Origin of the sequence: Allocoprobacillus halotolerans, from assembly GCF_024399475.1 — a bacterium.
In the GTDB taxonomy this organism is placed as follows: domain Bacteria; phylum Bacillota_I; class Bacilli_A; order Erysipelotrichales; family Coprobacillaceae; genus Allocoprobacillus; species Allocoprobacillus halotolerans.
Genome location: NZ_CP101620.1, coordinates 263,012 through 288,143, shown reverse-complemented (window position 1 = coordinate 288,143; position 25,132 = coordinate 263,012). Strand labels below are relative to the sequence as shown.

The window sequence follows — 25,132 nt, the reverse complement described above, 5'->3', positions numbered from 1 at the left end:
TTTTTGCGTATATAAAAGTAAGGGGGTTTTTATATGAACAAATATCCAATAGAATTACAAGATGAAGAAAAAGCATGTGGTGCTTATTGTATTGCGATGATTTTAAAGTATTATCATTTTAATGATGAAATCAAAAACATTAAAAAGAAAGCGAGATTGAATCAAAATGGTATCTCTATCAAAGGCATGATTGAGTGTCTTAAAAGTTATCAGATTGAGGCTAAAGGATACGAAGCCAGTTTGGACGATATCGAAAAAGAAGTCCAATGTCCATGTATTTTATATATGATTTATGAAGGCATGGGACATTTTGTTGTTTTGTATGAAATCAAAGATGATGAATATGTCATTGGTGATCCAGCAAAAGGACTTACGAAAATGTATCATGAAGAGATGGATGAACATTATGGACGTCGTGTGATTGTGATTAAGCATGTGGGACGTGTGCCTCAACTTCACTATAAGAGTTATTTTCAATTTTTAAAAGAAATGTTTTTCTCTTATCAAAAATACATGATGTCTTTTTTAGGAAAGGGTGTCTGGATAGCGCTACTTGGCTATGGAAGTAGTTATTTCTTTCAAATATTGATTGATTATATTGATTTAAAAACATCATTTTTCTATATGGTTGTTTTTGCTTTGAGTTATTGTTTTTTAGAAATGATGCGTACATATTTATCTCAATTAAAAATGAAAGAAATGATTTATTTACAAAAAGCAATGGATGAAGATTATGTTTTTCAATCTTTAATGAATATGTTAAAACAAACAGAATCATTCTTTCATCAAGATCAAGGGATCATTCAAAGTCAATTATTAAGTCTTTTTGATTTAACGCAAATGAGTTTAGAGTGTTTTGAAAGATTCTTTTTAGATGGTATCTTTTTTGTGGTATTATGGATTGGCATGTGTTTTTTGAATATTTGGATGACAATCGTTGTGACTATGATTTTATTGATTATTGTTTTTATGAGTTATTCACGTTTAAAAACATTTCAACAATTCCATAAAAACTATCTTGAATCTCATTTTACATTCCAACATCATGTTTTAGAACTCATCAACAATCATTATTTAATTCGTAGTTTTGATTTGTTTCAAAGACAAAGAGAAAGAAGTTATCATATTTATTTAGATGAAGCTTTACTGAAAGAAAAGCAATCATTATATTTAAATCATTTTCATGCTTTGGTTCAATATTTGATTGTCCTTTGTTATGGTGTGATTTTATGTTTAGGTTTCTATCTTTTTTCACAAAAAGCCTTGACAATGGGACAATTGATGATGTTTTATATGCTGGTATCTTATTGTATTGAACCCGTATTCAATATGGTCACATTAGCGAGTCAATATAAGCAAGTCAGTTTGATTTATGAAAAATATAAGAATTTTGAAGTGACAGAAGAATCTAAAGAAAAACTTAATCAACCCATCACATCTATTCGTTTAGATGATGTCAGTTATGCCTATGGCTATCAAATGCCTGTTTTGGAACATATTGATTTGGATATTCATCATCATTTATGGATGAAAGGATTGACGGGGAGTGGAAAATCAACGCTTTTGAAATTGTTGATGGGACAAGATGAACATTATCAAGGTGATATTTATATTAATGATATGGAATTAAGACAGATTGATTTACAGTCCTTACATCATCGTATTGGTTATCTTAATGAAACACCGACTTTTTTACATATGACTTTAAAAGATAATTTTCTTTGTCAGGATGAAAAGAAAATTCAAATGTATTTAAAAACTTTCAATCAAGAAGCATTAACACAGATGTTTCATATTGTATTAAATGAAGATGGTAGTCCATTGTCACTTGGTCAAAGACAGGTTGTAGCATTGATTAGAATGTTGTGTCGTGACTTTGATGTCTTGATTGTAGATGAAGCTTTTTCACATTTGGATACCCGTTTAGCAAATAAGATTTTGCGTTATTTATTGAAAAATGATGAAGGAAAGATTTATATTATGGTCAACCATCAAACAAAGATAGTGAACAAGGATATGGAATGTGTTATAATTGAAAAAGGAAAAATAAAGAAATAAAGGGTGAGAAGATGAATATTGATTTTGTATATGAAGATGAAAAACATTTATGTCAGGAAAGTTATGAAGATGTTTTTAAACAAATTATTGAAACAACTTTAAAGATAGTACAAATAGAAGATGATGTGGAACTATCATGTGTGATTGTTGATGATAAGCTGATTCACCAAATCAATCGTGATTATCGTCAGATTGATCGTGCGACGGATGTGATTAGTTTTGCCTTAGAAGATAATGAACAATATTATGTTGAAGGGATGCCAAGAAGTTTAGGAGATATTTTTATCTCTTATGAACATGCCTGTGCGCAAGCTGAGGAATATGGGCATTCTTTGAAACGTGAAATGTGTTTTTTAATGACACATGGACTTTTACATTTGCTTGGTTATGATCATATGAATGAAGAAGATGAAAAAGAAATGTTGAGTCTACAAAAAGAAATTTTAAATCAATTAGGGATAGAAAGAGGTTAAATATGGATTATCAAAAACTTGTGGATGAAGCTTTTGAGGCTTCTCAAAATGCTTATGTGCCTTATTCTCATTTTCGTGTGGGGGCATGCTTGTTGTTGAAAAACGGACAAAGGATATATGGAACAAATATTGAAAATGCAGCATATGGTTCAACGATGTGTGCCGAACGTAATGCAGTGTATCAGGCTTATTGTCAAGGGTATCGCAAAGCAGATATTGAAGCCTTAGCCATTGTTGGAGATTGTACACCTTTGATTTCTCCTTGTGGCGCTTGTCGTCAAGTTTTGGCTGAACTATTAGATCCAATGACACCGATTATTTTAGGCTGTAAAGATTATTATGAAGTCACAAATATGCAAGAATTATTGCCACGTGCATTTACAGGAGAGAGCTTATGACATTTAAATCAGGATTTGTAAGTATTGTTGGTCGTCCTAATGTTGGAAAATCAACATTATTAAATCATATATTAAAAACAAAATTAGCTATTACTTCATCAACGGCGCAAACAACGCGTAATACGATTCAAGGTATTTATACAGATGATGAAGCACAGATTATTTTTATGGATACCCCAGGTATCCATAAACCTCAAGATGGATTAGGTTCATTTATGAATACGAATGCATTAAATAGTATTTATGGGGTAGATATTGTTTTATTGATTGCGCCAGCTGATGAAAAGATAGGTAAAGGAGATCGTTATATTGTCAATCGCTTAAAAGAAGCTGATGGACCTGTTTATCTGATTTTAAATAAAATTGATTTATTATCTAAAGATCAATTGATTCAAAAATTAACGGAATGGAAAGAAATGTTTGATTTTAAAGAAATCATTCCGATCAGTGCTTTAAATGGAGATAATGTAGAACAGCTTTTACAGTTAATCAAAAATGATTTAAGTGAAGGGGTTATGTATTATCCTAAAGATCATTTGACTGATCATCCTGAACGTTTTATTATGGCTGAGTTTATTCGTGAAAAGATTCTTTATTTTACGCATGAAGAAGTCCCTCATAGTGTCGCTATTGTGATTGAAAGCATGACAGAAGATGAAGAAGGCGTTCATGTGATGGCAGCCATTGTCGTAGATCGTCCAAGTCAAAAAGCGATTATTATTGGAAAACAAGGCAGCATGATAAAAAAGATAAGACAAAATGCGCGTCGTGAAATGAAACGTTTTTTACAGACACCTGTCACATTGGAATTATTTGTGAAAGTAGAAAAGAATTGGCGTAACAAACAGAAGTATTTAAGAGAGTTTGGTTATGATGAAAACGACTATTCATGAGGAAACAGTTGAAGCAATTATTTTAAAAAAACACCTTATAAAGAAAATGATATGATTTTGCATGTTTATACACGTGAATATGGAAAAATCAGTGTGATGGCAAGAGGCATTAGAAAAATGACAAGCAAAAATGCCAGAGGTTGTCAGGAAATGATGCTCAGTGAATTAACAATTCATCTCAAAAAAGGTTTGAGTACATTGATGAAGGCTATCCCGGTGAATTATTTTCGACATATTGAAGAAAATTTAGAAAGTGAAATTGTTGGACAGTATATTTTAGAATATTTTTATCGCTATGTAGAAGACAATCAACCACTTGAAAAAGAATATGAAATGTTATATGAAACTTTACATGCGTTGGATGTTGGTTATATGCCTTTGCTTGTTTATTTACTCTTTAATGTTTTTATTCTAGATCATAATGGTGTGTCCTTAGATGTAGAAGGTTGTGTTTTCTGTGGTTCTACACAAGTTGTTTCGATTTCATTAGAAGATGGTGGTTTTGTCTGTCATAAACATATTGGATCACATCCACCTTATTCACAAGAAGTTTTAAAAGCCTTTCGACATATTCATAAAATCCCTATTCAGGCCATTGATCATTTACATGTTTCTTCATCCGTTATTTCGATTTTGGTTCCTTTAATGGAAACATTGATTGAGGAATATACTGGAATTCAATTGAAAACATCACGTTTTATTCATCAAATTGTGTAGAAAATCTACACAATTTTATTTTTCTTCAAAGCAAATTGGTGTATAATATGTCCATATAAAGGGGAAATGATATGGGACAATTTTTACCAGTGACAAAAGAAGAAATGTTAGAAAGAGGTTGGCAACAGCCTGATTTTGTATATATTAGTGGGGATGCTTATGTTGATCATCCATCATTTGGAGTGACCATTATTACAAGAACTTTAGAAAGTCGTGGCTTTAAAGTCTGTATGTTGGCACAACCTGATTGGCGACGTTTAGATGATTTCAAACGTTTTGGCAAGCCACGCTTAGGTTTTTTAATTTCAAGTGGGAATATTGATTCGATGGTGAATCATTATAGTGTATCGAAAAAAGAAGAAAAAAGATAGTTATTCTAATCGTGGTGAAATGGGACATCGTCCTGATCGTGCCGTGATTGTTTATAGTCAAAAAGTGCGTGAAGCTTATCCTGATGCAACGATTTTGATTGGTGGGATTGAAGCGAGTCTAAGACGTTTGGCTCATTATGATTATTGGGATGATAAAGTTAGAAAATCTATATTGGTGGATGCCAATGCTGATTTATTGATGTATGGGATGGGAGAAAACAGTATTGTAGAAATTGCTGAAGCTTTAGATTCAGGCATTGAATCACGTTATTTAACATATTTAGATGGAACTGTTTTTAAGGTTAAAGATTTATCATCTATTTCACAGGATTATATCATGTTACCGTCTTTTGAAGAGATAACCCATGATAAAAGAGCTTATGCGAAATCATTTGGCGTTCAATATCGCAATACGGATCATTTTAATGCAAAAACATTAGTGGAACCTTATGAAGGATTCTATATTGTACAAAATCGTCCAAACCGTCCATTAACACAGATAGAATTTGATGATACGTATGCCCTGCCTTATCAAAGAACTTATCATCCAAGCTATGAATATATACCAGCGATTGAAGAAGTTCGTTTCTCATTAATCAGTAATCGTGGCTGTTTTGGAGCTTGCAATTTTTGTGCTTTAAATTTCCATCAGGGGCGTATTATTCAATCGCGTTCTCATGAATCTTTGATTGAAGAGGCTAAAAAGATGATTCAGGAACCAGATTTTAAAGGCTATATCCATGATGTGGGTGGTCCGACTGCAAACTTTAGATTTCCTAGCTGTGAAAAACAAACAACACATGGTGCATGTCCAACAAGACAATGTTTGTGGCCAAAACCATGTCGCCAGTTAAGAGTTGATCATCAGGATTATTTAAAACTTCTAAGAAAATTAAGAAGTTTAGATGGTGTTAAAAAAGTTTTTGTGCGTTCTGGTATACGTTATGATTATTTGATGTATGATCAAGATGAAACTTTCTTTAAGGAATTGATTCAACATCATATCAGTGGACAACTAAAAGTTGCTCCTGAACACATCAGTGATCAAGTTTTAGATAAAATGGGTAAACCACATCGAGAATTATATGAAAGATTTGTACAAAAATATACACGTTTGAATAAAGAAATGAATAAAAATCAATATCTTGTGCCTTATTTGATGTCATCACATCCAGGCAGTGATTTAAACAGTGCTATAGAATTGGCAGAATATTTAAGAGATATACATCATCAACCTGAACAGGTTCAAGATTTTTATCCAACACCAGGAACTTTATCCACAGCGATGTATTATACGGGATTGGATCCACGTGATTTAAGCGAAGTTTATGTTGCCAAAACACCAAAAGAAAAGGCTATGCAGCGTGCTTTGATGCAATATCGCCGTCCACAAAATTATCATCTTGTTTATGAAGCTTTAACATTGGCGAAAAGAACTGATTTAATTGGTTTCCAAAAGAAATGTTTAATTAAACCTAAAGGTCAAAAAAGACCACTTCAAAGGAGGTCGTAATATGAAGCGTAGTGCTGTTTTTACATCTTCTATGCATATTAGTATTCGTTATTATGTTTATGAACCTCAAGTTGTTTTACGAATCAAAGGAATTGTGCAGATTCATCATGGTTTAGGTGAACATGCTGATCGTTATGATCATTTTGCTTCATTTCTTTCCAGTCATGGCTTTGTGGTTGTTGTAAGTGATTTTGCTGGTCATGGGCGTTCTTTGATTGATTTTGAACAAGGATATTTTGGTGAACATGATGGTCCAGCTCATTTGATTGAAGATATGCATCATTTACAGATGATTATAAGAGAACTTTATCCAGATTCACCCTATTTTATGTTAGGTATTGATTTAGGCTCTATTTTGATACGTAAATATATGAGTGCTTTTGGTGATTTTATTGAAGGAGCTATCTTATTAGGAACACCCTCTCAAGTTGATTTCTTGTATCTTAAATGTATTTATTTACGCTTGTTGAAAATGTGGAAAGGACCGCTTTATAAGGCTCAACAATATTCCCGTTATGTGCGAAATCATTTTAATAAAAGAGTGCAAATGAGTGATGAAATGGATTGGCTGACCAGTGATGTGAGTGAAAAGAAAAAGTTTTTAGAAGATCCAATGGCTCATTTTGCTTATACAGTTCAAGGTTATCGTGATATTATTCATACGATTCAGGAAGTCAATCATGAAAAATCAATCATGAAGATTCCTTCTTATTTATCGGTTTATATTGGTATTGGAGAAAATGATCCGATGGGTGTGCATATCAAAAAATTAGTTGAAAAATATAAAAAAATTCCTATTGAAGATTTAACTTTGGAAATATTTGACGGACAACGTCATGCTCTATTGTTTGAAAAAGAAAAAAGAAGGTTTATAATAATATATTACAATGGCTTGATGAGAGAACATATTTATAGAGTACACTCATCGTTGGTTGACAAATGACTACTATAAGGGTATAACTACGAAGTAAATATTAAAATAAAAAAGACTTGGCTATAGCTAGGTCTTTGCTATTTTATATAGGTATAAATTAAGATAAAAGGGGTATAAATATGGCAAATAAAGATATGGATAAATTAATTGCTCATGCGAAAAATTCAGGTTTTGTTTATCAGGGATCTGAAATTTATGATGGACTTGCAAACACTTGGGATTATGGTCCTTTAGGTGTCGAAATGAAAAATAATATTAAGAAATTATGGTGGAAACGTTTTATTCAAGAATCACCATATAATGTGGGATTAGATTCAGCTATTTTTATGAATCCACGTGTCTGGGAAGCTAGTGGTCATGTTGGGGGATTTAGCGATCCTTTAATTGACTGTAAACAATGTAAAACAAGACATCGTGCTGATAAATTAATTGAAGATTATGATCCTAATATCCATAGTGATGGTTGGGATCCAGATAAAATGATGGCATTTATTAGAGAACATCATATTAAATGTCCAGATTGTGGCAGTGAAGATTTTACAGATATTCGTGAATTTGAATTGATGTTTAAAACTTATATGGGTGTTGTTAAAGATGCCAAAAGTGTCGTATATTTACGTCCTGAAACAGCGCAGGGAATCTTTGTTAACTTTAAAAACATTCAAAGAACATCACGTAAAAAAGTTCCTTTTGGAATTGGACAGATTGGAAAGTCTTTTAGAAATGAAATTACACCAGGTAATTTTATCTTTAGAACAAGAGAGTTTGAACAAATGGAATTAGAATTCTTTACTAAACCTGATACAGATTTAGAATGGTTCCATTACTGGAAAGAACAATGTATGCAATTTTTATTAGATTTAGGATTGAAACAAGATAATTTAAGATTTAGAGATCATGAAAAAGAAGAATTATCATTCTATTCAAAAGCTACAAGTGATATTGAATACTTATACCCATTTGGATGGGGTGAATTATGGGGAATTGCTGATCGTACAGATTATGATTTAGGTAGACATCAGGAATATTCTAAAAAGAATCTTGAATACTTAGATCCAGAAACAAATCAGAAATATTTACCATATGTCATTGAACCATCAGTAGGTGCAGATCGTTTATTTTTATCTGTTTTGGCTGATGCCTATGATGAAGAACAGTTGGAAAAAGAAACACGTTTAGTCATGCATTTCCATCCAGCCGTTGCGCCAGTGAAAGTTGCTGTTTTACCATTAACAAAAAACAGAGTGATAAAGCAATGGAAGTTTATCAAATGTTAGCCAAAGAATTCAATGTTGAATATGATGTGGCTGGACAAATTGGAAAACGTTATCGTCGTCAAGATGCGATTGGAACACCATATTGTATCACTATTGATTTTGATACAGATAATGATCAAGCTGTGACATTAAGAGATCGTGATACAATGGAACAAATTCGTTTACCAATTGATGAATTAGTTGATTATATCGCAAAGAAAATTCGTTTTTAATAAAGGAGGGCATATATGGCACGTCTATCACAAGAAAAGATTAATGAGATCAGACAAAGTGTTGATATTGTTGATGTGATTGGCGAATATCTTTCTTTACAGAAAAAAGGAAGAAACTATGTGGCATTATGCCCTTTTCATGACGATAAGAATCCGTCTATGTCCATTTCACCTGATCGACAGATTTTTATGTGTTTTGTGTGTGGGACAGGAGGCAATGTTTTTACCTTTTTACAGAAATATTTAAAAATATCATACATAGAAGCGGTGAAAAAAGTTGCCGAAATAGGTCATGTTGATTTAAGTGAATATCATTTAGATGTCGTTTCTAGACCCATTGTCAAAGAAAATGTTCCACTTTATCAAATGCACGAAGAAGCACAGAAGATTTATAGTTATTATTTGAATACAAAACTTGGTTTAGAGGCCAAGACGTATTTGATGAAACGTCATTTTTCGGATGAATTGATTAAAGAATTTCGAATTGGTTATGCGCCTTTACAGGCTACTTTGTATCAAGCTTTTGAAAAATTGGGTTTTCAGGAAATAGATATGATTAAATCAGGATTGATTGTGGAATCTTATCAACATTTTGATCGTTTTCAAGATCGTATTATGTTTCCACTTTATAATCAGCAAGGACAGGTTGTTGGTTTTAGTGGACGTATTTACAAGCCAACGCAAACTGAAAGTAAATATATGAACTCTCCTGAATCAGAGATTTTTATCAAAGGACAGACACTTTATCATTATCATCAATGTAAAGAAGCGGTCAAAGAGGCAGGGTTTATTTATTTGTTGGAAGGATTTATGGATGTCATTGCGATGTATAAAGCAGGAATTGAAAATACGGTTGCGATTATGGGAACCGCATTGACCAAAGGACATATGCAGGCCTTACGACGTTTGACACATCATGTGCGCCTTTGTTTAGATGGCGATCAGGCAGGACAGGCTGCTATGAGTAAAGCTGCTAGAGAATTAGAAGAGGCTGGTTTTCAAGTTTCCATTGTTGTGTTACCTGAAGGCCATGATCCTGATGAAATTTATGAAGAACATGGACAAGAAGGGTTACATGAAGTCTTAAAAAAGTTTTGAAACCGATTGAATTTTTAATGGATTTTGAGTATCAAAAAATTGACTACCAAAACTATGATGATCGTAAAAATTATTTAGAAAAAATGTGTTATGAGATTGCGAAAATTCATGATCCTATTGATCAGGATTACTATATTCAGGTTTTATCGAAACAATCCGGCTTTTCCTATGATTTGATTCATCAACAAATCAATGGATTGCAGCCTCAGTTTCATCAAGAAACCTACATACCGCAAAAAAGTCGTACACTTAAAAGATAAATATCAGCAGGCTGAACATGATTTATTATTTTATATGTTAAATCATAAAAGCGTTGCTTTAAAATATGAAGCTAAAGCTGGTTTCATGTACAATGACCAATATCGTATCATTGCTTCTTATATTATTGACTATTATCGTCATCATAATCAATTAGAGATTGCTGATTTTATTAATAGTATACAAAAAGAAGAATTGATACAAACTGTGATAGAGATAGCTCAATCTTCATTACCTCAACAATATGAAGAACAGGCGATAGATGATTATATTGAAACGATTGGTCAAAATGCTAAGAGAATGAAAAAAGAACAGTTATTAGAACAATTTCGTTATATTTTAGATCCGCAACAAAAAGCACAGATATTAGATGAAATTGTGAAATTAGGAGGTCAATAAAAGTAATATGAAAAAAGAAACAAAGAAAAAAGCGACACCTGTGACATTGGATGATTTGAAAAATTTAATCAAAGAAACAGCTCAGGCAATGGGTGGAAAATTATCACAAGATGATTTAGATGCCTTTTTAACAAAGTATGATTTAGATGATGAATCAGCTGAAGATTTATTATCATTTATCACAGATAATGATATTTTAATTGAAGATGGTTTTGATGCATTAGATGATCTTGATGATGAACAGCTTATGACCGGGATGGCCAGCGATTTAGATGATTTAGAAGCATTAGAATCTTTAGATGATTTAGATAATTTAGATGATTTAGATTCTGATATTGATAATAATGTTGATGATTTGGATTTCGGTGGCGACTTTGATATGTTAACAGGTGATACTGTTAATATGTATAATAATGAGGAAGAAGATGATTCTAATCAGCTTGGCAGCAATGTCAAAATCAACGATCCAGTGAAAATGTATTTAAAAGAAATTGGTCGTGTGGAATTATTAAGCCATGATGAAGAAATCTCATTGGCTAAAAGAATCTTAGAAGGCGATGAAGAAGCAAAGAAAAAATTAGCAGCGACCAATTTACGTCTTGTTGTCTCGATTGCGAAAAGATATGTAGGTAGAGGGATGTTATTCCTTGACCTTATTCAAGAAGGAAATATGGGGCTTATTAAAGCTGTTGAAAAATTTGATTATACCAAAGGATTTAAATTCTCAACTTATGCAACATGGTGGATTCGTCAGGCCATTACACGTGCAATTGCCGATCAAGCCAGAACAATTCGTATTCCTGTTCATATGGTAGAAACAATCAATAAATTGACAAGAGTACAAAGACAACTCATTCAAGAACTTGGTCGTGAACCAACAGCTGAAGAAATTTCTGAAAAAATGGATGGTATGACACCAGAAAAAGTGCGTGAAATTCAAAAGATTTCATTAGAACCTGTTTCTTTAGAAACACCAATTGGTGAGGAAGATGATTCTCATTTAGGTGATTTCATTGAAGATGAAGGAGCAATGTCACCAGATGACTATGCCGCTAATGAATTATTAAAAGATGAATTAAATGAAGTCTTATTAGAATTAACAGATCGTGAAGAAAAGGTTTTACGTTTACGTTTTGGTCTTGATGATGGACGTACAAGAACATTGGAAGAAGTTGGTAGAGAATTTAATGTTACACGTGAACGTATTCGTCAAATTGAAGCCAAGGCTTTAAGAAAATTAAAACATCCATCACGTTCAAAACGTTTAAAGGATTTCTTAGATCGTTAATATGAAACTATCAAAAAGATTACAAGCCATTGCGGACTTGATTATCAAATATAAACATGGGAATATACTTGGAGATATTGGGACTGATCATGCCTATTTACCTTGTTATGTTGTCGAACATGGTTTTCAAAAGGCTTATGCCTGTGATATTGCGAAAGGTCCAATACAAGCATCTATCGAAACGATTCAAAGTTATCATTTAGAGGATAAGGTCATCCCACTACTTGGAAGTGGGATTGAACCTTTATTAGAGAAAACAGTGGATATGATTAGTATTTGTGGAATGGGTGGTAAACTGATTGTTGATATTTTGGATACGCATTTTGATTATATTCAAAATCAACGCCTCATTTTACAAGCAAATGTGGGAATAGAGGTCTTACGTGAATATTTATATACTCATCAAATAGAGATACTTGATGAAACGATTATCAAAGATGTACATCATATTTATGAAATTATTGTTTGTCAAAAAACAAGCAAGTCACTAACATATCAGGAAGCTGATTTGTATTTTGGTCCTTGTTTAAGACAAAATAAAACGCCTTTGTTTTATCAAAAGTGGCAAAGACAATTAGAAATTCATCAAAATATACTCACTTCATTACAAAAGAGTCATCCTCGTTATCAAGAAGTGACACATATGATTGAAATGATAGAAGGTGAAATCAATGAAAGCACAAAAGATTATTGAAATCATGGAAAAACATTATCCTTTAAGTTTACAGGAAGAATGGGATAAATGTGGATTACAAATAGGTGATGTCAACACCGAAGTATTTAAGATAATGATTGCCTTAAATGCTGATTTACAGACAATCGATGAGGCCATTGCAAATAACTGTCAAATGTTAATTACTCATCATCCTTTCTTATTAGATCCAATTGAAAATATTAATCGTGATGATTTTATGGGAGCATTTATTTTTAAAGCCATTGAACATCATATTGTTGTTTATAGTTCACATACGGCTTTAGATAATGTGTCTATGAATCAGTGGTTGATTGAAGCTTTAGGGGTTCATGATATTGAACGTGGTGAAGATCAAATTACTCGTATAGCCACGCTTAATCAACCTATGAAAATGGATGATTTTCTTGATCATGTTCAAAAAACATATCATTTAGAACATTTCCAATATGCTGGACATGTGGATATGATTTCTAAAGTTGCGATATGTGGAGGCAGTGGTGCTGATTTTATGCATCAATTCTACAATCAAGCTGATGCTTATTTGACTGGAGATACTAAATATCGTCATGCGAAAAACGCCTTCGATCACCATATTTTGCTTGTGGATATTCATCATCAAGCCGAAAAGATTATGGTCAAAAAATTAAAAGAAGTTTTACAAAAGGAAGTGAATGTAGAGATAATCGAAGGAAGTTCTCCTGATTATTATCACTACCGTTAAGATGATTCTTACAACAATGTGTTATATTCAAAAAGAAAATCAAACGTTGATGTTGCATCGTACTAAAAAAGAAAATGATGTCAATGGTGGAAAATGGATTGGTGTTGGTGGAAAATTTGAAGAAGGTGAAAGTGCAGAAGAATGCATGAAAAGAGAAATCTATGAAGAAACAGGTTTAACAGCTTTAAATCTTCAACTGCATGGATTCGTTGTTTTTCCTGAACTTTATCATGGACAGGATGAAGGCATGTTTATTTATACATGTCATGATTTTACAGGTAAAATTCATGAATGTGATGAAGGTGACTTGCAATGGATCAACAATGAGGACATACCAACTCTTTCTATGTGGGAAGGAGATTATCACTTTTTTGAATGGATTCAAGATGGAAAATTTCATAGTGCAAAAATTCATTATCAAAATGATAAAGTCATTGATTATCAAGAACATGCTTATTAAACACTCTTAGGAGTGTTTTTTTTGTGAATTATGGAAAAAAGTGTAATCATTTTGTGATAAAATTGTTTATAAGGTGAGGAGGGAAAAACATGAAAAGGCAAGAACTGGAAATCATATATATGCAATATTATAAGCCTTTGTTGTTATATGCATTTTCCCTCACACATCATAAAGCCGATGCACAGGATTTGGTTGCGAATACATTTGTAAAGGCATTGTTAAGTTTCAAAGAAGGTAATATTCAAGCTTGGCTTTATCGTGTCCTTAAAAATGAGTTTTATAATATGTACAAAAAGCAAAAAAAGAATAAGTTCTTTAAACGAAGAACAAGTAGAAAGTTCAACCAATCTAATTTCAGAGTTTTTTCAACAAGAACAAAAAAGATGGTTATATGAACATATCTATCAGTTACCTGATAAAGAAAAACAAGTGATGTTATTGTCATTAGAAACATCATTAAATGATGCCTTTATATCAGAAATGTTAGGCTTAAGTGTTGAGAATATTCGTGTGATTAGACATCGTGTGAAAAAGAAATTAATCAAACAATACCAAAAGGAGGGTTATTTATGAGTGACAAAAAATTTGATGAAGTATTTGGTGAAGAAGAACAGAATAAACAATTTAATAAACTGATTCAAAGAAGAATAAATCAAAAGATTTATTCAAAAATTTTTAAAATGTTTATTATTATCAGTCTCATTATCACGAGTTGTTTTTATGGTATTTCGTTTTTAATGGATTGGATTTATTATAGTCCTTATAGAGAAGAGGAAATGCTTGAACCTTCAAATCATGAAGAATTTTTCATGTTGATGAGTAATTATGTGAACTTAAATTTTCCAGGTATGATGTTATTGAAGGATGGGTTGAGTGATGAGGAATTGTACGAATCAAAAGGGATGGGATGTTATGAAACAAAAGTAAAAGTACAGTCCATCTTTGAACCTTTAATGATTGATGGAACATCTAATACAACAATTTCTATTCGTCGTTCGCAAGTATTGATAGATTCTGATTCCTATTTTCCTTTGACAAGAATGGTTAATGAATTTAAAGATGTAAATGCCAAAGATTTTCAAGAAATTTATGCTTTAAATGATATTCAAAAAGAGATAGAAGAATTACCAGATTCAAGTTATCTTGATATTTCTTTGAGTTTTCATGAGTATGTGTCTTTGGATATGATTGTTGCATTAATAAAAAATATCCCGATGCCTATTTTAAATGGATTGCACTTAAAGATCAAGAAACTGATTCAGTCGTTGGTATTGCAGGAGGTTTCTCTCTTCATGATCCAGTCAGGTATGTATTCACATCTGAGTATGATAAAAAATATCCTCACTTTTATTTAGAAGAAGAAATAACGGGAGATATTTTAGAACAGAAATATTTATCAATGTTGAAAATGATGTGTGATCATAAGGGTTTTGTGGATACATTGTCATCGTATTCAGGTATTTCTTATCAAAAATATGTGGACAATTACAAAAAGGCACAAAAAGAAATATTAGCATATGGTGTACGTGTCAGTGTGAAAAAGAATGTTCTTTTAGATATGATTGAAAAGGAAAATATATCTTATGCATATATCCATGATATAAAATTATCACAGTATCAAAAATAAATAAAATCTATTTGTTTGAGCTCATAAACATTATATAATAGTAATAGGTGGTTAATGTGAAAAATATTTTATATGCATCACTTGTACTTTTAGGTTTTGGTGCATTGATTTGGGGAATCGGAGCTTTATATTTGTATTTGTTTCATAGTGGTTATTCTATCTTTCATATCATATGGATGACCATTCAATTTCTCTTTTATTTATATATAACGCAATGGATTCATGTGGTAATTCATGAAACAGGGCATTTGGTATTTGGTTTATTAAGTGGTTATCGCTTTCTATCTTTTCGTATTATGAGTTTTATGTGGATTCGAAAAGATTATCATCTTTGTTTAAAAAGATATAGATTAAATGGAACGGGTGGACAGTGTTTAATGGCTCCACCTGATTTTCAAAATAATCATATGCCTTTTGTTCTTTATCAATTGGGTGGATGTTTGATGAATATCATCTTTGCGATGATTGGTTGTGCGATAGCCATTTTTTCTTCAAGTTTTAATCTTTTTTTACTTGCTTTTATCATTATGGGTGTTTTAACAGCTTTGGTTAATGGAGTTCCTATGCAAATTGAAGATGTAGATAATGATGGTTATTTTAGACGCACACTTATAAAATTTTCTGAAACACAAAAAGATTTATGGTTAAATTTAAAAGAGGAAGAAATCTCAGTACAAAATATCAGATTAAAAGATATGCCTGATGCTTGGTTTGAGAATATCAATACTGAAAACTTAGAACATAGTATAAGAGTTTCATCTGTTGTTTTGTATTATCAGCGTTTGATGGATCAACATGATTTTCAAACAGCTTATATAATCATTAAACAGCTTTTAAATGATAACGTCGCAATAACCAAAATTCAAAGAAATATTTTATTATGTGATGCCTTTTATTGTCAAATGGTTTTTCATCAGTTGGATCAGGCTATTGCATATTATCAATCTTTAGATAATGATTTTCAAAAGAGAATACAAACATTTCTTGTGGGTTTACGTACTGTTTATATTTATAAAAAAATCATTGAAAAAAATGGGGAAGCAACAAAGTTTAAACAAAAATTGTGTTCTTATAAAGCAAATTATCCATATCCTATTGAGATAGAAATGCATGAAGATTTGATGGATTTTATTGAATATGATGTTTATGGATAAAAATGAAATCAATGATAAAAATATTGTAAAAATAAAAAATAAGAGTACAATAAAAGATTATAGGGAAAGGGGAGAAAAATATGGATCAAAGTCGAAAATCTACTGATTTGATTCATGGTGGTATTGCAAAATCTATTTTTTGGTTTTCTATACCACTATTGATTGGAAATTTATTTCAACAATTATACAACACAGTTGATGCTTATGTGGTTGGAAATTATGTATCTAAACAAGCATTAGCGGCCGTTGGAGCATCTTCACCCATTACCAATATGTTAATTGGTTTTTTTATGGGTTTAGCAACCGGTGCAGGTGTTGTCATTGCTCAATATTATGGTGCAAATGATGAAAAAAGATTAAAGCAATCTGTTCATAGTTCGGCTGCTTTAACAATTGTGATGGCGATTATCTTAACGATTGCTGGTGTTATATTAACCAATCCACTTTTACATATCATTGGCATACCAGCAGATGTTTTTCCTGAATCATCAACCTATTTGACGATTTATTTTGGTGGTATTACATTTGCTTTAATTTATAATATGGGAGCAGGTGTTTTACGTGCAGTTGGCGATTCCAAACGTCCACTTTATTTTTTAGTTGTCGCTTGTTTAACAAACATTGTCTTAGATTTATTACTTGTGAAAGTTTTTCATATGGGTGTTGCAGGAGCAGCCATTGCGACAGATATATCACAGGCATTAAGTGCTTTCCTTGTCTGTGTTGTTTTAATGCGAAGTCATGAAGTTTATGCATTAAAAGTGAAAAAATTCGTTTTCATTTACCGATATTAAAACGTATTATCAAGATTGGTTTACCAACTGCTTTACAACAAAGTATTGTATCCTTATCCAATGTTGTGGTGCAATCCTATGTCAATGCATATGGGTCTGATGTTGTGGCTGGATATTCAGCAACGATTCGTATTGATGGCTTTGTCAATTTACCACTTCAAAGTTTTAATATGGCAATTACAACATTTGTGGGACAAAATATTGGTGCAAAACGTTATGATCGTGTCAAACGTGGCTCAAAGATTGCATTAACAATGACATTTGCAGTTGTAGGTGCAATGGCAGTCTTCTTATTCTTCTTTGGTAAAGATGTTATTCGTATCTTTAATAGTGACGAGGCTGTTGTGGAAGCTGGATGGAAAATGTTATACGCGTTTATTACATGTTATTTATTACTTCCAATTATACAGATTTACAATGGGGTTTTAAGAGGTGCAGGGAAATCTTCAATCCCTATGTATATTATGGTTTTTAACTTTGTCATTTTAAGACAGATTTATTTAGCAATTGTCACTAAAATAACCAACGATGTTTTCTTTGTATTCTTTGGCTGGCCTGTCACATGGATTAGTGCTGCTATTATGTTTATCATTTATTATTACAAAGTTAAATGGTTACCTGATGAATAGTTTCCTTTGGGAAACTTTTTTAATGAAAAAATGCATGAAATCATGCATTTAATCAAGAATTTTTGAGAGATCTATTGGTTGTTTTTCAAAAGTTTGAGAATTGTTTTCATCAAACTGTTTTAAAAAAGCAATGACTTGATTTGTTAAATAAGTAGGTGTCGATGCTCCTGAAGAAACAGCTGCTTTTGTTTTTCCTTTGAGCCATTGAATATCTAAATCATCTAAACTTTCAATCATATAAACTTCCTTATTTTCACTGGCAATACTGGCAAGTTTTTGCGTATTATTAGAATGTGGATCACCAACAATAAACACAATATCAATATCTTCGTCCATATTTTTAATAGCTTCTTGTCTAATTTGAGTTGCCTGACAAGTTTCTTTTTCTATTTGAATATGGGGAAGTTTTGTTTTGGCATACTCACATAAATCATAAACATCATATAAAGACATTGTTGTTTGATTCGTCATCACATAATTTTTATTGAAAGGAATTTTTTCTAAATCAGCTTTACTCGTAATCAAATGGACTTTTTGTTCATCAATAGAAATAGCTCCTTCAGCCTCAGGATGCCCTTTTTTCCAATATATAAGATTTCATAACCATCTTGTAAACGTTCTTTAATGAGATCGTGTGTTTTAATCACATCTAAACATGAAGCATCAATAACATTCAATCCTTTATCTCTGGCTTTTTGAAACACTGCATCACTTGCTCCATGGGCTGTAATAATCACCGTTCCTTCTTGAATATGATCTAATAGTTCTAAACGTGTTAAATGTGGAATATCAATCGTTTGAATTCCTCTTTTTCTAATGCATCAACAATATATTGATTATGAACAATCATCCCTAAAATATAAATTGGTTTTTTTCATTTTGGGTATTTTTTGCGATTTGAATTGCACGAACAACCCCTTTACAATAACCTCTTGGCGTAATGGCTTTGACTTGCATAAACTTTCACCTCAGGCTTATTGTATCATAATTTCTTGTAAGGATGAAGAATTCTTTATATAATGGAAATAGGTGAGAATGAATGTATATCCAACAAGTTGCAAAACAATTAAATATTTCTAAAAAAGCCATGATGATTTATGAACAAAAAGGATTAATTCAACCTCAAAAAGATCAACATGGTTAATCGTGTTTATAGTCAAAAAGATATAGAGAGATATTTTATTGTGTCATCGCTATGATATTTTTGATATGAAGAAAGCAGAATATGATAAACAAATTTTTGAAATAGAAACTTCTTTACAATATATTGATGATATGAAAAAAGAATTATTGAAAATCAAAGTTTAGAAGAATTGAATCTTCAATTCGATCAAACAAAACAATTAAAAAATATAAAATCACAAGTATCTTCAATCCTTTCTTTTGAACGTTTGATTGTAGGAGTTGCAGTTTTTGTCTATGCCTTATTATCATTTCATCAATCAGTTTGGACATCTGTTGTTGCTTTAACTGCGATGAGTGGTCTTTTAGCGATTCATTTTTCTGTTATTTTTCGTGTCTTTTTATATAAAATGTATCAAAAACTCAAAAAATAGTTGCTTTACCCCAAGGGAAGAGCTGTAAAATCAAGGTGAGGTGAAGTTTTATGTAGATAATTTGGACGATTATTATATTGATGCTGGTAATTATTATGATTTTAAAAGGATTATGGAATGTTTTTATGCATAAAAGATTGTTTCAGCTTTATCATTATCAAATTGAAAAGACAGATGTAGAATGGAACGAGGAATATGCAAAAAAATTAAAAGAAAAAGGAATAACACAACAGGAAATAGATGATTTTCAATTATCTAAAGTTTTACAAAAATGTGATTATACCTATACAAATATAGGTAGAGAATATATGTATGGACGTATGGTATCTCGACAATGTGATAATGAATTATTAGAAACAATGGTTCAGCGTTATCAAGATCTTGATATTTTATCGCATGCTTTATATCATTTATACCAATTAAGCAAAGAATATGATTCATGTTTAGGATTATTTGATCATACTGATGTCTTTTCATTATGGCAAAAAAGATTAATTCAAATTTTAGCTTTTGGACCTATTGTTTTTATAATTGGTGCTTTCATATTAGGAGAGATGATTTTGTTTCCATTATGTCTCTATATTGGTTTGATGATTGCTTTGAATACTTATTTTAGTCAACGCACACATACAATTGTTGAAGAAACAATGAGTTATTGTTATATGATTGAAGCCTTTTCTCATTTATTAAAACATCAAGTTTTTCCTGAATCGAAAATTCAATCATTGAAACCTCTTATTCAAAAAACAAAACGCTATACATTATTAGCAAGAATCATTTATAAAATATCAAAAATAGATGTCTTTTATTTCACACAAACCATTCAAAGCTTTTTCTTCTTATCTTTACATCAATATTTTATACTTTTAAAACATCAAGAAGAACTCCAACAACATATGTTGACGATTTATGAATATATAGGAACAGCCGATTTAGCTTTAAGTGTGATTTTAGTACGTGAACGTTATGAAACATGTTTACCAGAATTTGTTAGTGAAAGAATTTTATCTTTTGAAGATGCTTATCACCCACTTATTGAAAAACCTGTTAAAAACAGTTTTACAACTTCTCGTTCTTGCATGATTACCGGTTCTAATGCTTCAGGAAAATCAACGTTTTTAAAGGTGATTGGTATTAATATGGTGATGGCGAAAACTTTGCATACATGCTTTGCAAGTTCATGGACATGTTATGATTTTACAATTCATAGTGCCATTCACATGAAAGATGATCTAGAATCAGGAGATAGCTATTATGTTAAAGAAATTAAAACGTTAAAATCAATGATAGATGATGTGAAAGAAAGAGATTGTCTCATTTTTATTGATGAAATTTTAAGAGGAACGAATGAAAAAGAACGTGTATTGATTTCACAGGCGATATTAACTTATTTATTTCAAACATCTTCAATAACATTGGTGACAACACATGATTTGTCATTGGTTGAAAAATTTGATGATATTGATCAGTATTGTTTCCGTGATCCCATTCAAGATCAACAACTTTACTTAGATTATAAAATTCATCATGGGCGTTGTTCAGTAGGTAATGCCATAGCGTTATTAGAAATCTATGGATATGATGAAAATATTCTGAATCAATTAAGAAAGCCTAACTAGGCTTTCTTATGGGTAACATATTTTCAAATGTTTGTGTTTCCACTTGAACATTTTTATCAATATCCTCATCTATGTCATCTAATTGAATACTTTTGACAGCTTTGACAACACGAAAGGCAGTTTTTGCATTGTGTAAAACAGGACGTAACTGATGAATAATAGGAATCAACTGATTAGCCGTATACAATGTTTTTTGGGCTGTCTGAATTGTTGAAGAAAGATTCATTTGATGAAGTGAATAACGCATAGATTGTAAAAGTGATGGTTTTTGATACATCATTGGTGGATAATAAGGATAAAAATCATATGGTGGATATTGTGGATACATGTTGAACACCTCCACTATTAGAATATGTGAAAAAGAAAAAGATGATACATAGTCAAAAAGAATAAAATATTTTTGTTGATAATTAAAAAAATTTGCATATAATAGATATGTAAATGGCACACGGTGCTAAAGATTGCTCACGCTTAGTCGTGAGTTTTTTCTATACTTAGTGTTTTAATCATATTTAAATATTTTTTTCGATCGGATTTTGTTCTTAGTTCATGTGTTTTTGGGTTATAAAATCTGATTAGTATCTCTAAACTATTACAATGCATGACACAATTTCTGATTGATACGAGGCAGAATACTTTACTAATAAAATCAGGAATTTTATCAACATGAAATGTCATATCGAATTTTTTTAAATTTTTAAAAATAGTATTTTGTATATGGTGGTCAAGACATGTAAAAATCGTTAGCATATCTCCTAAACACATTCTATCAAAGAAACAATATATCAGCGTATTTAAATATATTTTCTTTTAAATGATTTAAGTGATTATTCATATGTTCAATTCTTTTTTGATTATATCTTGATTCTAAAAAAGCAAACTTTAATTTTAACATTCCAAGAAATAATTCTAGTTGTTCAGAATTATTTATATTGTATGATGTTAAAATATGGTAAGCAACAATTGATTTAAAATGTATTTCAAAATTAAGTATATTTTTAATAATAATTGGATATTTTTTCTTTCATCAATGAAAAAATGATAATATTCACTAAATTCAACATCTTTTTCGTATATGTGATTTCCATTGATTTTTTCAACTTCTTTCTTTTTATCTAATTTAGCAAATTTATGTTTAAATGGGGTAATGACATTAATGTAATTGTATTGTAATAGTTTATTTTCTGCCATTTCTTTGTTCATCTCATTGAATTGAACTCGCTTTTTTTCATTCAAATATTGTAATTGTTCTAAGATATTTTTTGCAGGTTTATATTGTTGAAAAGTGTTTTGGTTCATGTTCATCCTTCTTTCGAATATATACATATATTATAGCTGATATACTTAAAGATACCAATGAAAAATAAAATGTTTTATTTATTTTATAATATATAAATGAATGAAAAATAAACAGAATTTATCAAAGTTTTTTGCATTTTTATAAGTTTTAGTGTATAATCATATGGCTTAAAGGAGGCGATAAAAGATGAAATTATTTGAACACTATCAATTTCAGTCTTTTGTAAAAGAAACATTACAAAAGCTACATTTTCAAGAACCAACAAAGATTCAAAAAGAAGTGATTCCACTTGTTTATAAACATCGTGATGTGATTGGTATTTCACAAACAGGAACAGGGAAAACACATGCTTTTTTAATACCTATTATGGATATGATTGACACATCTTTAGATTGTGTACAAGCCGTTATTACTGCACCGACAAGAGAATTGGCACAACAGATTTATGAACAAGCAAAAATCTTTGTGGAGTTTAATAAAGATTTAAGAGTTTCTTTAATTATTGGTGGGAAAGACAAACAAAAAACGATTTCTAAATTAAACGTTCAACCTCATTTAGTCATTGGAACACCAGGAAGAATTAAAGATTTATCTTTAGATGAACAGGCTTTAAAAATTACGACAGCAGATATATTTGTCATTGATGAAGCAGATATGACATTAGAATATGGTTATTTAGAAGATATAGATGCCGTACTAGGAAAAATGAAAGACAATTTACAAATGCTTGTCTTTTCAGCAACTATTCCACAGATGTTAAGACCATTTTTAAAGAAATATATGGATGCGCCAAAGATTATTGAAATCGATGAACATCTTTCTACATCACGTAATATTTCTCATTATTTAGTCCCTACAAAACATCGTAATCGTTATGAGGTTTTGAAGAGTGTTATGAAAGTGATTGATCCTTATATTTGTATTATTTTCTGTAATAAACGTGAAGAAGTAGAAAAATTAAGTTATCAGTTACGTGAAGATGGATACAAGATAGGAGAAATTCATGGGAATTTAGAGCCAAGAGAAAGACGACAGATGATGCGCCGTATTCAAAATATGGATTATCAATATATTGTCGCTACAGATATTGCAGCAAGAGGTATTGATATAGATGGTGTCAGCCATATTATTAATATGGAATTTCCAAGTGAACTAGATTTTTATATTCATCGTAGTGGACGTTGTGGACGTGGAAAATATACGGGTGAATGTTATAATATGTATGATACATCGAATCAAAAGATTGTTGAAGAATTGGAAAGAAAAGGGATTCATTTTGAGGTTAAGGAATTAAAAGGACAACAATTTGTACAAGCCAAAGAACGTGAAAAACGTAAAACACGTGTGAAACATCAAACAGAGTTAGAAAAGAAGATTTCAGCGATTGTCAGAAAACCTACAAAAGTGAAACCTGGATATAAGAAAAAACGTAAAAGACAGATTGAAGCAATGGTCCAAAAAGAAAAACGTGCGATTATTAAACAAGATATCAGAAGACAGAAGAAAGAACGTGCAAAACAAGCACAAAGAGAAAAAGAGAAAGAGAGGCACAATAATGTTGAAGATTGGTAGTCATGTTTCCATGAGTGGAAAAGAGATGTTATTGGGTTCTGTGAAAGAAGCTGTATCATATAATGCGAATACATTTATGTTTTATACTGGTGCTCCTCAAAATACAACTCGTAAACCTATCAGTCAGTTACGTGTTGATGAAGCCAAAGCTTATATGGAAGAACATCATATTGAAATTGATGATGTAGTTGTTCATGCGCCTTATATTATCAATCTAGCCAATACCATTAAACCAGAAACATATGAACTTGCTGTTCGTTTCTTAAAAGAAGAAATCAAAAGATGCGAAAAAATTGGAGTCAGTCGTTTGGTTTTACATCCTGGTTCTCATGTGAAAGCTGGAGATGAGGCAGGACTTCAACAGATTGTGAAAGGTTTAAATGAAGTCTTACGTGAAGATCAAAAAGTGCATATTGCTTTAGAAACAATGGCAGGTAAAGGTAGTGAAATGGGAAAAACGTTTGATCAAATTCAATATATGATTGAACATACTCAACTATCTTCATTATTAGGTGTTTGTTTAGATACATGTCATTTACATGATGCAGGTTATGATTTAACACATTTTGATGATATTTTAGAAGAATTTGATCAAAAGATAGGACTAGATCGTTTATTGGTTGTGCATGTAAATGATTCTAAAAATGAACGAGGTGCACATAAGGATCGTCATGAAAACATTGGTTATGGACATATTGGTTTTGAAACATTGAATATGATTGTCCATCATCCTAAATTAAAAGATGTTCCAAAGATTCTTGAAACACCTTATATTGATGGTAAAGCACCTTATCGTGAAGAAATAGAGATGTTGAAACATCAAACATTTAATAATGGTTTAAAATAACTGTTTAATAAAATTAATATTTTTTGACAAGTGAATTCACTTGTCAATTTTTTTATATAGTTTTCTAAAACAAAATGATATTGTTCATGAGCTAAAGCATATTGATTATTTTTAATCATATTTAAAATGCTTTGTTGGGTTGTTTGATTTAATTCAATATCAAATTCTTCTAAGAGAACTTGAAAGTCGTCTAATTTTAGTCTTGAAATATACTCATTATTTTGATTTCTCATAATTGCCTCCTTAAATATATCCTATGAAGTTTATGAA

General features: G+C 31.0%; 27 protein-coding genes and 3 pseudogenes. 26 read left to right on the top strand and 4 right to left on the bottom strand.

Annotated features, from left to right (window positions below):
• Positions 1-33 precede the first annotated feature (33 nt).
• From NMU03_RS01760 to NMU03_RS01660, 22 genes and pseudogenes are all read left to right on the top strand, one after another.
• Positions 34-2,058, top strand: a complete 2,025-nt coding sequence (locus tag NMU03_RS01760) for a cysteine peptidase family C39 domain-containing protein (RefSeq protein WP_290140764.1) — start codon at positions 34-36, stop codon at positions 2,056-2,058.
• A gap of 11 nt (positions 2,059-2,069) precedes the next feature.
• Complete coding sequence (ybeY, locus tag NMU03_RS01755; RefSeq protein ID WP_290140762.1) at positions 2,070-2,531, top strand: rRNA maturation RNase YbeY; 462 nt, start codon at positions 2,070-2,072, stop codon at positions 2,529-2,531.
• A 2-nt stretch (positions 2,532-2,533) separates the two neighbouring features.
• Entirely contained in the window at positions 2,534-2,929 is a 396-nt protein-coding gene (cdd, locus tag NMU03_RS01750) for a cytidine deaminase (RefSeq protein WP_290140761.1), read from the top strand.
• Positions 2,926-3,822 (top strand): GTPase Era, encoded by an 897-nt coding sequence (era, locus tag NMU03_RS01745; protein ID WP_290140759.1) that lies wholly within the window; start codon positions 2,926-2,928, stop codon positions 3,820-3,822. Before cdd ends, era begins: the two co-directional genes overlap by 4 nt.
• 51 nt (positions 3,823-3,873) lie before the next feature.
• On the top strand, positions 3,874-4,539 hold the full coding sequence (gene recO / locus NMU03_RS01740; protein WP_290140757.1) for a DNA repair protein RecO: 666 nt from the start codon (positions 3,874-3,876) through the stop codon (positions 4,537-4,539).
• Between the two features lie 71 nt (positions 4,540-4,610).
• A pseudogene (locus NMU03_RS01735) lies at positions 4,611-6,423 on the top strand (YgiQ family radical SAM protein).
• Between the two features lies 1 nt (position 6,424).
• A complete protein-coding gene (locus NMU03_RS01730; protein ID WP_290140755.1) occupies positions 6,425-7,366 on the top strand; it encodes an alpha/beta fold hydrolase in 942 nt (313 codons plus the stop codon).
• Between the two features lie 110 nt (positions 7,367-7,476).
• Positions 7,477-8,846: pseudogene (locus NMU03_RS01725) on the top strand (glycine--tRNA ligase).
• A 15-nt stretch (positions 8,847-8,861) separates the two neighbouring features.
• Positions 8,862-9,944, top strand: coding sequence for a DNA primase (dnaG, locus tag NMU03_RS01720; RefSeq protein ID WP_290140752.1), 1,083 nt, complete (start codon positions 8,862-8,864; stop codon positions 9,942-9,944).
• Positions 9,941-10,204: a hypothetical protein gene (locus tag NMU03_RS01715; protein ID WP_290140750.1), complete on the top strand. Its 264-nt coding sequence runs from the start codon at positions 9,941-9,943 to the stop codon at positions 10,202-10,204. The genes dnaG and NMU03_RS01715 overlap by 4 nt, the downstream gene beginning before the upstream one ends.
• A 34-nt stretch (positions 10,205-10,238) precedes the next feature.
• Positions 10,239-10,601, top strand: coding sequence for a DUF5700 domain-containing putative Zn-dependent protease (locus NMU03_RS01710; RefSeq protein WP_290140749.1), 363 nt, complete (start codon positions 10,239-10,241; stop codon positions 10,599-10,601).
• Between the two features lie 7 nt (positions 10,602-10,608).
• On the top strand, positions 10,609-11,889 hold the full coding sequence (gene rpoD, locus NMU03_RS01705; RefSeq protein WP_290140747.1) for an RNA polymerase sigma factor RpoD: 1,281 nt from the start codon (positions 10,609-10,611) through the stop codon (positions 11,887-11,889).
• A 1-nt stretch (position 11,890) separates the two neighbouring features.
• The gene (locus NMU03_RS01700; protein ID WP_290140744.1) at positions 11,891-12,583 is read left to right on the top strand and encodes a tRNA (adenine(22)-N(1))-methyltransferase; all 693 of its coding nucleotides are present in this window, start codon (positions 11,891-11,893) and stop codon (positions 12,581-12,583) included.
• Positions 12,561-13,304 carry a Nif3-like dinuclear metal center hexameric protein gene (locus NMU03_RS01695; protein WP_290140741.1) on the top strand — a complete coding sequence of 248 codons (744 nt, stop codon included), beginning with the start codon at positions 12,561-12,563 and terminating at the stop codon, positions 13,302-13,304. Before NMU03_RS01700 ends, NMU03_RS01695 begins: the two co-directional genes overlap by 23 nt.
• Before the next feature lie 16 nt (positions 13,305-13,320).
• Positions 13,321-13,764, top strand: a complete 444-nt coding sequence (locus tag NMU03_RS01690; RefSeq protein WP_290140738.1) for an NUDIX hydrolase — start codon at positions 13,321-13,323, stop codon at positions 13,762-13,764.
• Positions 13,765-13,853: 89 nt separating this feature from the next.
• Positions 13,854-14,159 carry an RNA polymerase sigma factor gene (locus NMU03_RS17485; protein ID WP_353956649.1) on the top strand — a complete coding sequence of 102 codons (306 nt, stop codon included), beginning with the start codon at positions 13,854-13,856 and terminating at the stop codon, positions 14,157-14,159.
• Positions 14,044-14,337 (top strand): sigma factor-like helix-turn-helix DNA-binding protein, encoded by a 294-nt coding sequence (locus NMU03_RS01685; protein WP_353956729.1) that lies wholly within the window; start codon positions 14,044-14,046, stop codon positions 14,335-14,337. The genes NMU03_RS17485 and NMU03_RS01685 overlap by 116 nt, the downstream gene beginning before the upstream one ends.
• A complete protein-coding gene (locus tag NMU03_RS01680) occupies positions 14,334-15,119 on the top strand; it encodes a hypothetical protein (protein ID WP_290140734.1) in 786 nt (261 codons plus the stop codon). The genes NMU03_RS01685 and NMU03_RS01680 overlap by 4 nt, the downstream gene beginning before the upstream one ends.
• 56 nt (positions 15,120-15,175) lie before the next feature.
• A complete protein-coding gene (locus tag NMU03_RS18165) occupies positions 15,176-15,391 on the top strand; it encodes a hypothetical protein (RefSeq protein WP_494337163.1) in 216 nt (71 codons plus the stop codon).
• 56 nt (positions 15,392-15,447) lie between these two features.
• On the top strand, positions 15,448-16,545 hold the full coding sequence (locus NMU03_RS01670; RefSeq protein ID WP_290140733.1) for a site-2 protease family protein: 1,098 nt from the start codon (positions 15,448-15,450) through the stop codon (positions 16,543-16,545).
• A gap of 80 nt (positions 16,546-16,625) precedes the next feature.
• Positions 16,626-17,339 carry an MATE family efflux transporter gene (locus tag NMU03_RS01665; protein ID WP_290140730.1) on the top strand — a complete coding sequence of 238 codons (714 nt, stop codon included), beginning with the start codon at positions 16,626-16,628 and terminating at the stop codon, positions 17,337-17,339.
• Between the two features lie 65 nt (positions 17,340-17,404).
• Positions 17,405-17,968 carry an MATE family efflux transporter gene (locus tag NMU03_RS01660; protein WP_353956648.1) on the top strand — a complete coding sequence of 188 codons (564 nt, stop codon included), beginning with the start codon at positions 17,405-17,407 and terminating at the stop codon, positions 17,966-17,968.
• A gap of 48 nt (positions 17,969-18,016) precedes the next feature.
• Here NMU03_RS01660 and NMU03_RS01655 read toward each other — a convergent pair.
• A pseudogene (locus tag NMU03_RS01655) lies at positions 18,017-18,756 on the bottom strand (4-hydroxy-3-methylbut-2-enyl diphosphate reductase).
• Positions 18,757-19,281: 525 nt separating this feature from the next.
• Here NMU03_RS01655 and NMU03_RS01650 point away from each other — a divergent pair.
• Together NMU03_RS01650 and NMU03_RS01645 are read left to right on the top strand one after the other, a co-directional pair.
• A complete protein-coding gene (locus NMU03_RS01650; protein ID WP_290140726.1) occupies positions 19,282-19,524 on the top strand; it encodes a hypothetical protein in 243 nt (80 codons plus the stop codon).
• Between the two features lie 95 nt (positions 19,525-19,619).
• Complete coding sequence (locus tag NMU03_RS01645; protein ID WP_290140724.1) at positions 19,620-21,143, top strand: MutS-related protein; 1,524 nt, start codon at positions 19,620-19,622, stop codon at positions 21,141-21,143.
• Here the strand turns inward: NMU03_RS01645 and NMU03_RS01640 are convergent.
• Together NMU03_RS01640 and NMU03_RS01635 are read right to left on the bottom strand one after the other, a co-directional pair.
• Positions 21,136-21,471, bottom strand: a complete 336-nt coding sequence (locus tag NMU03_RS01640; protein ID WP_290140722.1) for a hypothetical protein — start codon at positions 21,469-21,471, stop codon at positions 21,136-21,138. The two genes, NMU03_RS01645 and NMU03_RS01640, sit on opposite strands and share 8 nt — an antisense overlap.
• Positions 21,472-22,085: 614 nt before the next feature.
• Positions 22,086-22,442 (bottom strand): hypothetical protein, encoded by a 357-nt coding sequence (locus NMU03_RS01635; RefSeq protein WP_290140719.1) that lies wholly within the window; start codon positions 22,440-22,442, stop codon positions 22,086-22,088.
• 187 nt (positions 22,443-22,629) lie between these two features.
• Between NMU03_RS01635 and NMU03_RS01630 the strand changes: the two genes are divergently transcribed.
• Positions 22,630-24,015, top strand: a complete 1,386-nt coding sequence (locus tag NMU03_RS01630) for a DEAD/DEAH box helicase (RefSeq protein WP_290140717.1) — start codon at positions 22,630-22,632, stop codon at positions 24,013-24,015.
• Entirely contained in the window at positions 23,999-24,862 is an 864-nt protein-coding gene (locus NMU03_RS01625) for a deoxyribonuclease IV (protein WP_435372921.1), read from the top strand. Before NMU03_RS01630 ends, NMU03_RS01625 begins: the two co-directional genes overlap by 17 nt.
• Here the strand turns inward: NMU03_RS01625 and NMU03_RS01620 are convergent.
• On the bottom strand, positions 24,835-25,095 hold the full coding sequence (locus NMU03_RS01620) for a hypothetical protein (RefSeq protein WP_290140716.1): 261 nt from the start codon (positions 25,093-25,095) through the stop codon (positions 24,835-24,837). The genes NMU03_RS01625 and NMU03_RS01620 overlap by 28 nt on opposite strands.
• Positions 25,096-25,132 lie beyond the last annotated feature (37 nt).

What these genes read in the sequence shown, in the direction of transcription:
- NMU03_RS01690 (WP_290140738.1), top strand. Translation starts at nt 13,321, where the DNA reads ATGTGTTATATTCAAAAAGAAAATCAAACGTTGATGTTGCATCGTACT.
- dnaG (WP_290140752.1), top strand. Translation starts at nt 8,862, where the DNA reads ATGGCACGTCTATCACAAGAAAAGATTAATGAGATCAGACAAAGTGTT.
- NMU03_RS18165 (WP_494337163.1), top strand. Translation starts at nt 15,176, where the DNA reads ATGTGTGATCATAAGGGTTTTGTGGATACATTGTCATCGTATTCAGGT.
- NMU03_RS01645 (WP_290140724.1), top strand. Translation starts at nt 19,620, where the DNA reads ATGATTTTAAAAGGATTATGGAATGTTTTTATGCATAAAAGATTGTTT.
- NMU03_RS01665 (WP_290140730.1), top strand. Translation starts at nt 16,626, where the DNA reads ATGGATCAAAGTCGAAAATCTACTGATTTGATTCATGGTGGTATTGCA.
- NMU03_RS17485 (WP_353956649.1), top strand. Translation starts at nt 13,854, where the DNA reads ATGAAAAGGCAAGAACTGGAAATCATATATATGCAATATTATAAGCCT.
- NMU03_RS01710 (WP_290140749.1), top strand. Translation starts at nt 10,239, where the DNA reads ATGTTAAATCATAAAAGCGTTGCTTTAAAATATGAAGCTAAAGCTGGT.
- NMU03_RS01730 (WP_290140755.1), top strand. Translation starts at nt 6,425, where the DNA reads ATGAAGCGTAGTGCTGTTTTTACATCTTCTATGCATATTAGTATTCGT.
- ybeY (WP_290140762.1), top strand. Translation starts at nt 2,070, where the DNA reads ATGAATATTGATTTTGTATATGAAGATGAAAAACATTTATGTCAGGAA.
- NMU03_RS01760 (WP_290140764.1), top strand. Translation starts at nt 34, where the DNA reads ATGAACAAATATCCAATAGAATTACAAGATGAAGAAAAAGCATGTGGT.
- rpoD (WP_290140747.1), top strand. Translation starts at nt 10,609, where the DNA reads ATGAAAAAAGAAACAAAGAAAAAAGCGACACCTGTGACATTGGATGAT.
- NMU03_RS01625 (WP_435372921.1), top strand. Translation starts at nt 23,999, where the DNA reads ATGTTGAAGATTGGTAGTCATGTTTCCATGAGTGGAAAAGAGATGTTA.
- NMU03_RS01640 (WP_290140722.1), bottom strand. Translation starts at nt 21,471, where the DNA reads ATGTATCCACAATATCCACCATATGATTTTTATCCTTATTATCCACCA.
- NMU03_RS01635 (WP_290140719.1), bottom strand. Translation starts at nt 22,442, where the DNA reads ATGAACCAAAACACTTTTCAACAATATAAACCTGCAAAAAATATCTTA.
- recO (WP_290140757.1), top strand. Translation starts at nt 3,874, where the DNA reads ATGATTTTGCATGTTTATACACGTGAATATGGAAAAATCAGTGTGATG.
- NMU03_RS01620 (WP_290140716.1), bottom strand. Translation starts at nt 25,095, where the DNA reads ATGAGAAATCAAAATAATGAGTATATTTCAAGACTAAAATTAGACGAC.
- era (WP_290140759.1), top strand. Translation starts at nt 2,926, where the DNA reads ATGACATTTAAATCAGGATTTGTAAGTATTGTTGGTCGTCCTAATGTT.
- NMU03_RS01700 (WP_290140744.1), top strand. Translation starts at nt 11,891, where the DNA reads ATGAAACTATCAAAAAGATTACAAGCCATTGCGGACTTGATTATCAAA.
- cdd (WP_290140761.1), top strand. Translation starts at nt 2,534, where the DNA reads ATGGATTATCAAAAACTTGTGGATGAAGCTTTTGAGGCTTCTCAAAAT.
- NMU03_RS01630 (WP_290140717.1), top strand. Translation starts at nt 22,630, where the DNA reads ATGAAATTATTTGAACACTATCAATTTCAGTCTTTTGTAAAAGAAACA.
- NMU03_RS01695 (WP_290140741.1), top strand. Translation starts at nt 12,561, where the DNA reads ATGAAAGCACAAAAGATTATTGAAATCATGGAAAAACATTATCCTTTA.
- NMU03_RS01680 (WP_290140734.1), top strand. Translation starts at nt 14,334, where the DNA reads ATGAGTGACAAAAAATTTGATGAAGTATTTGGTGAAGAAGAACAGAAT.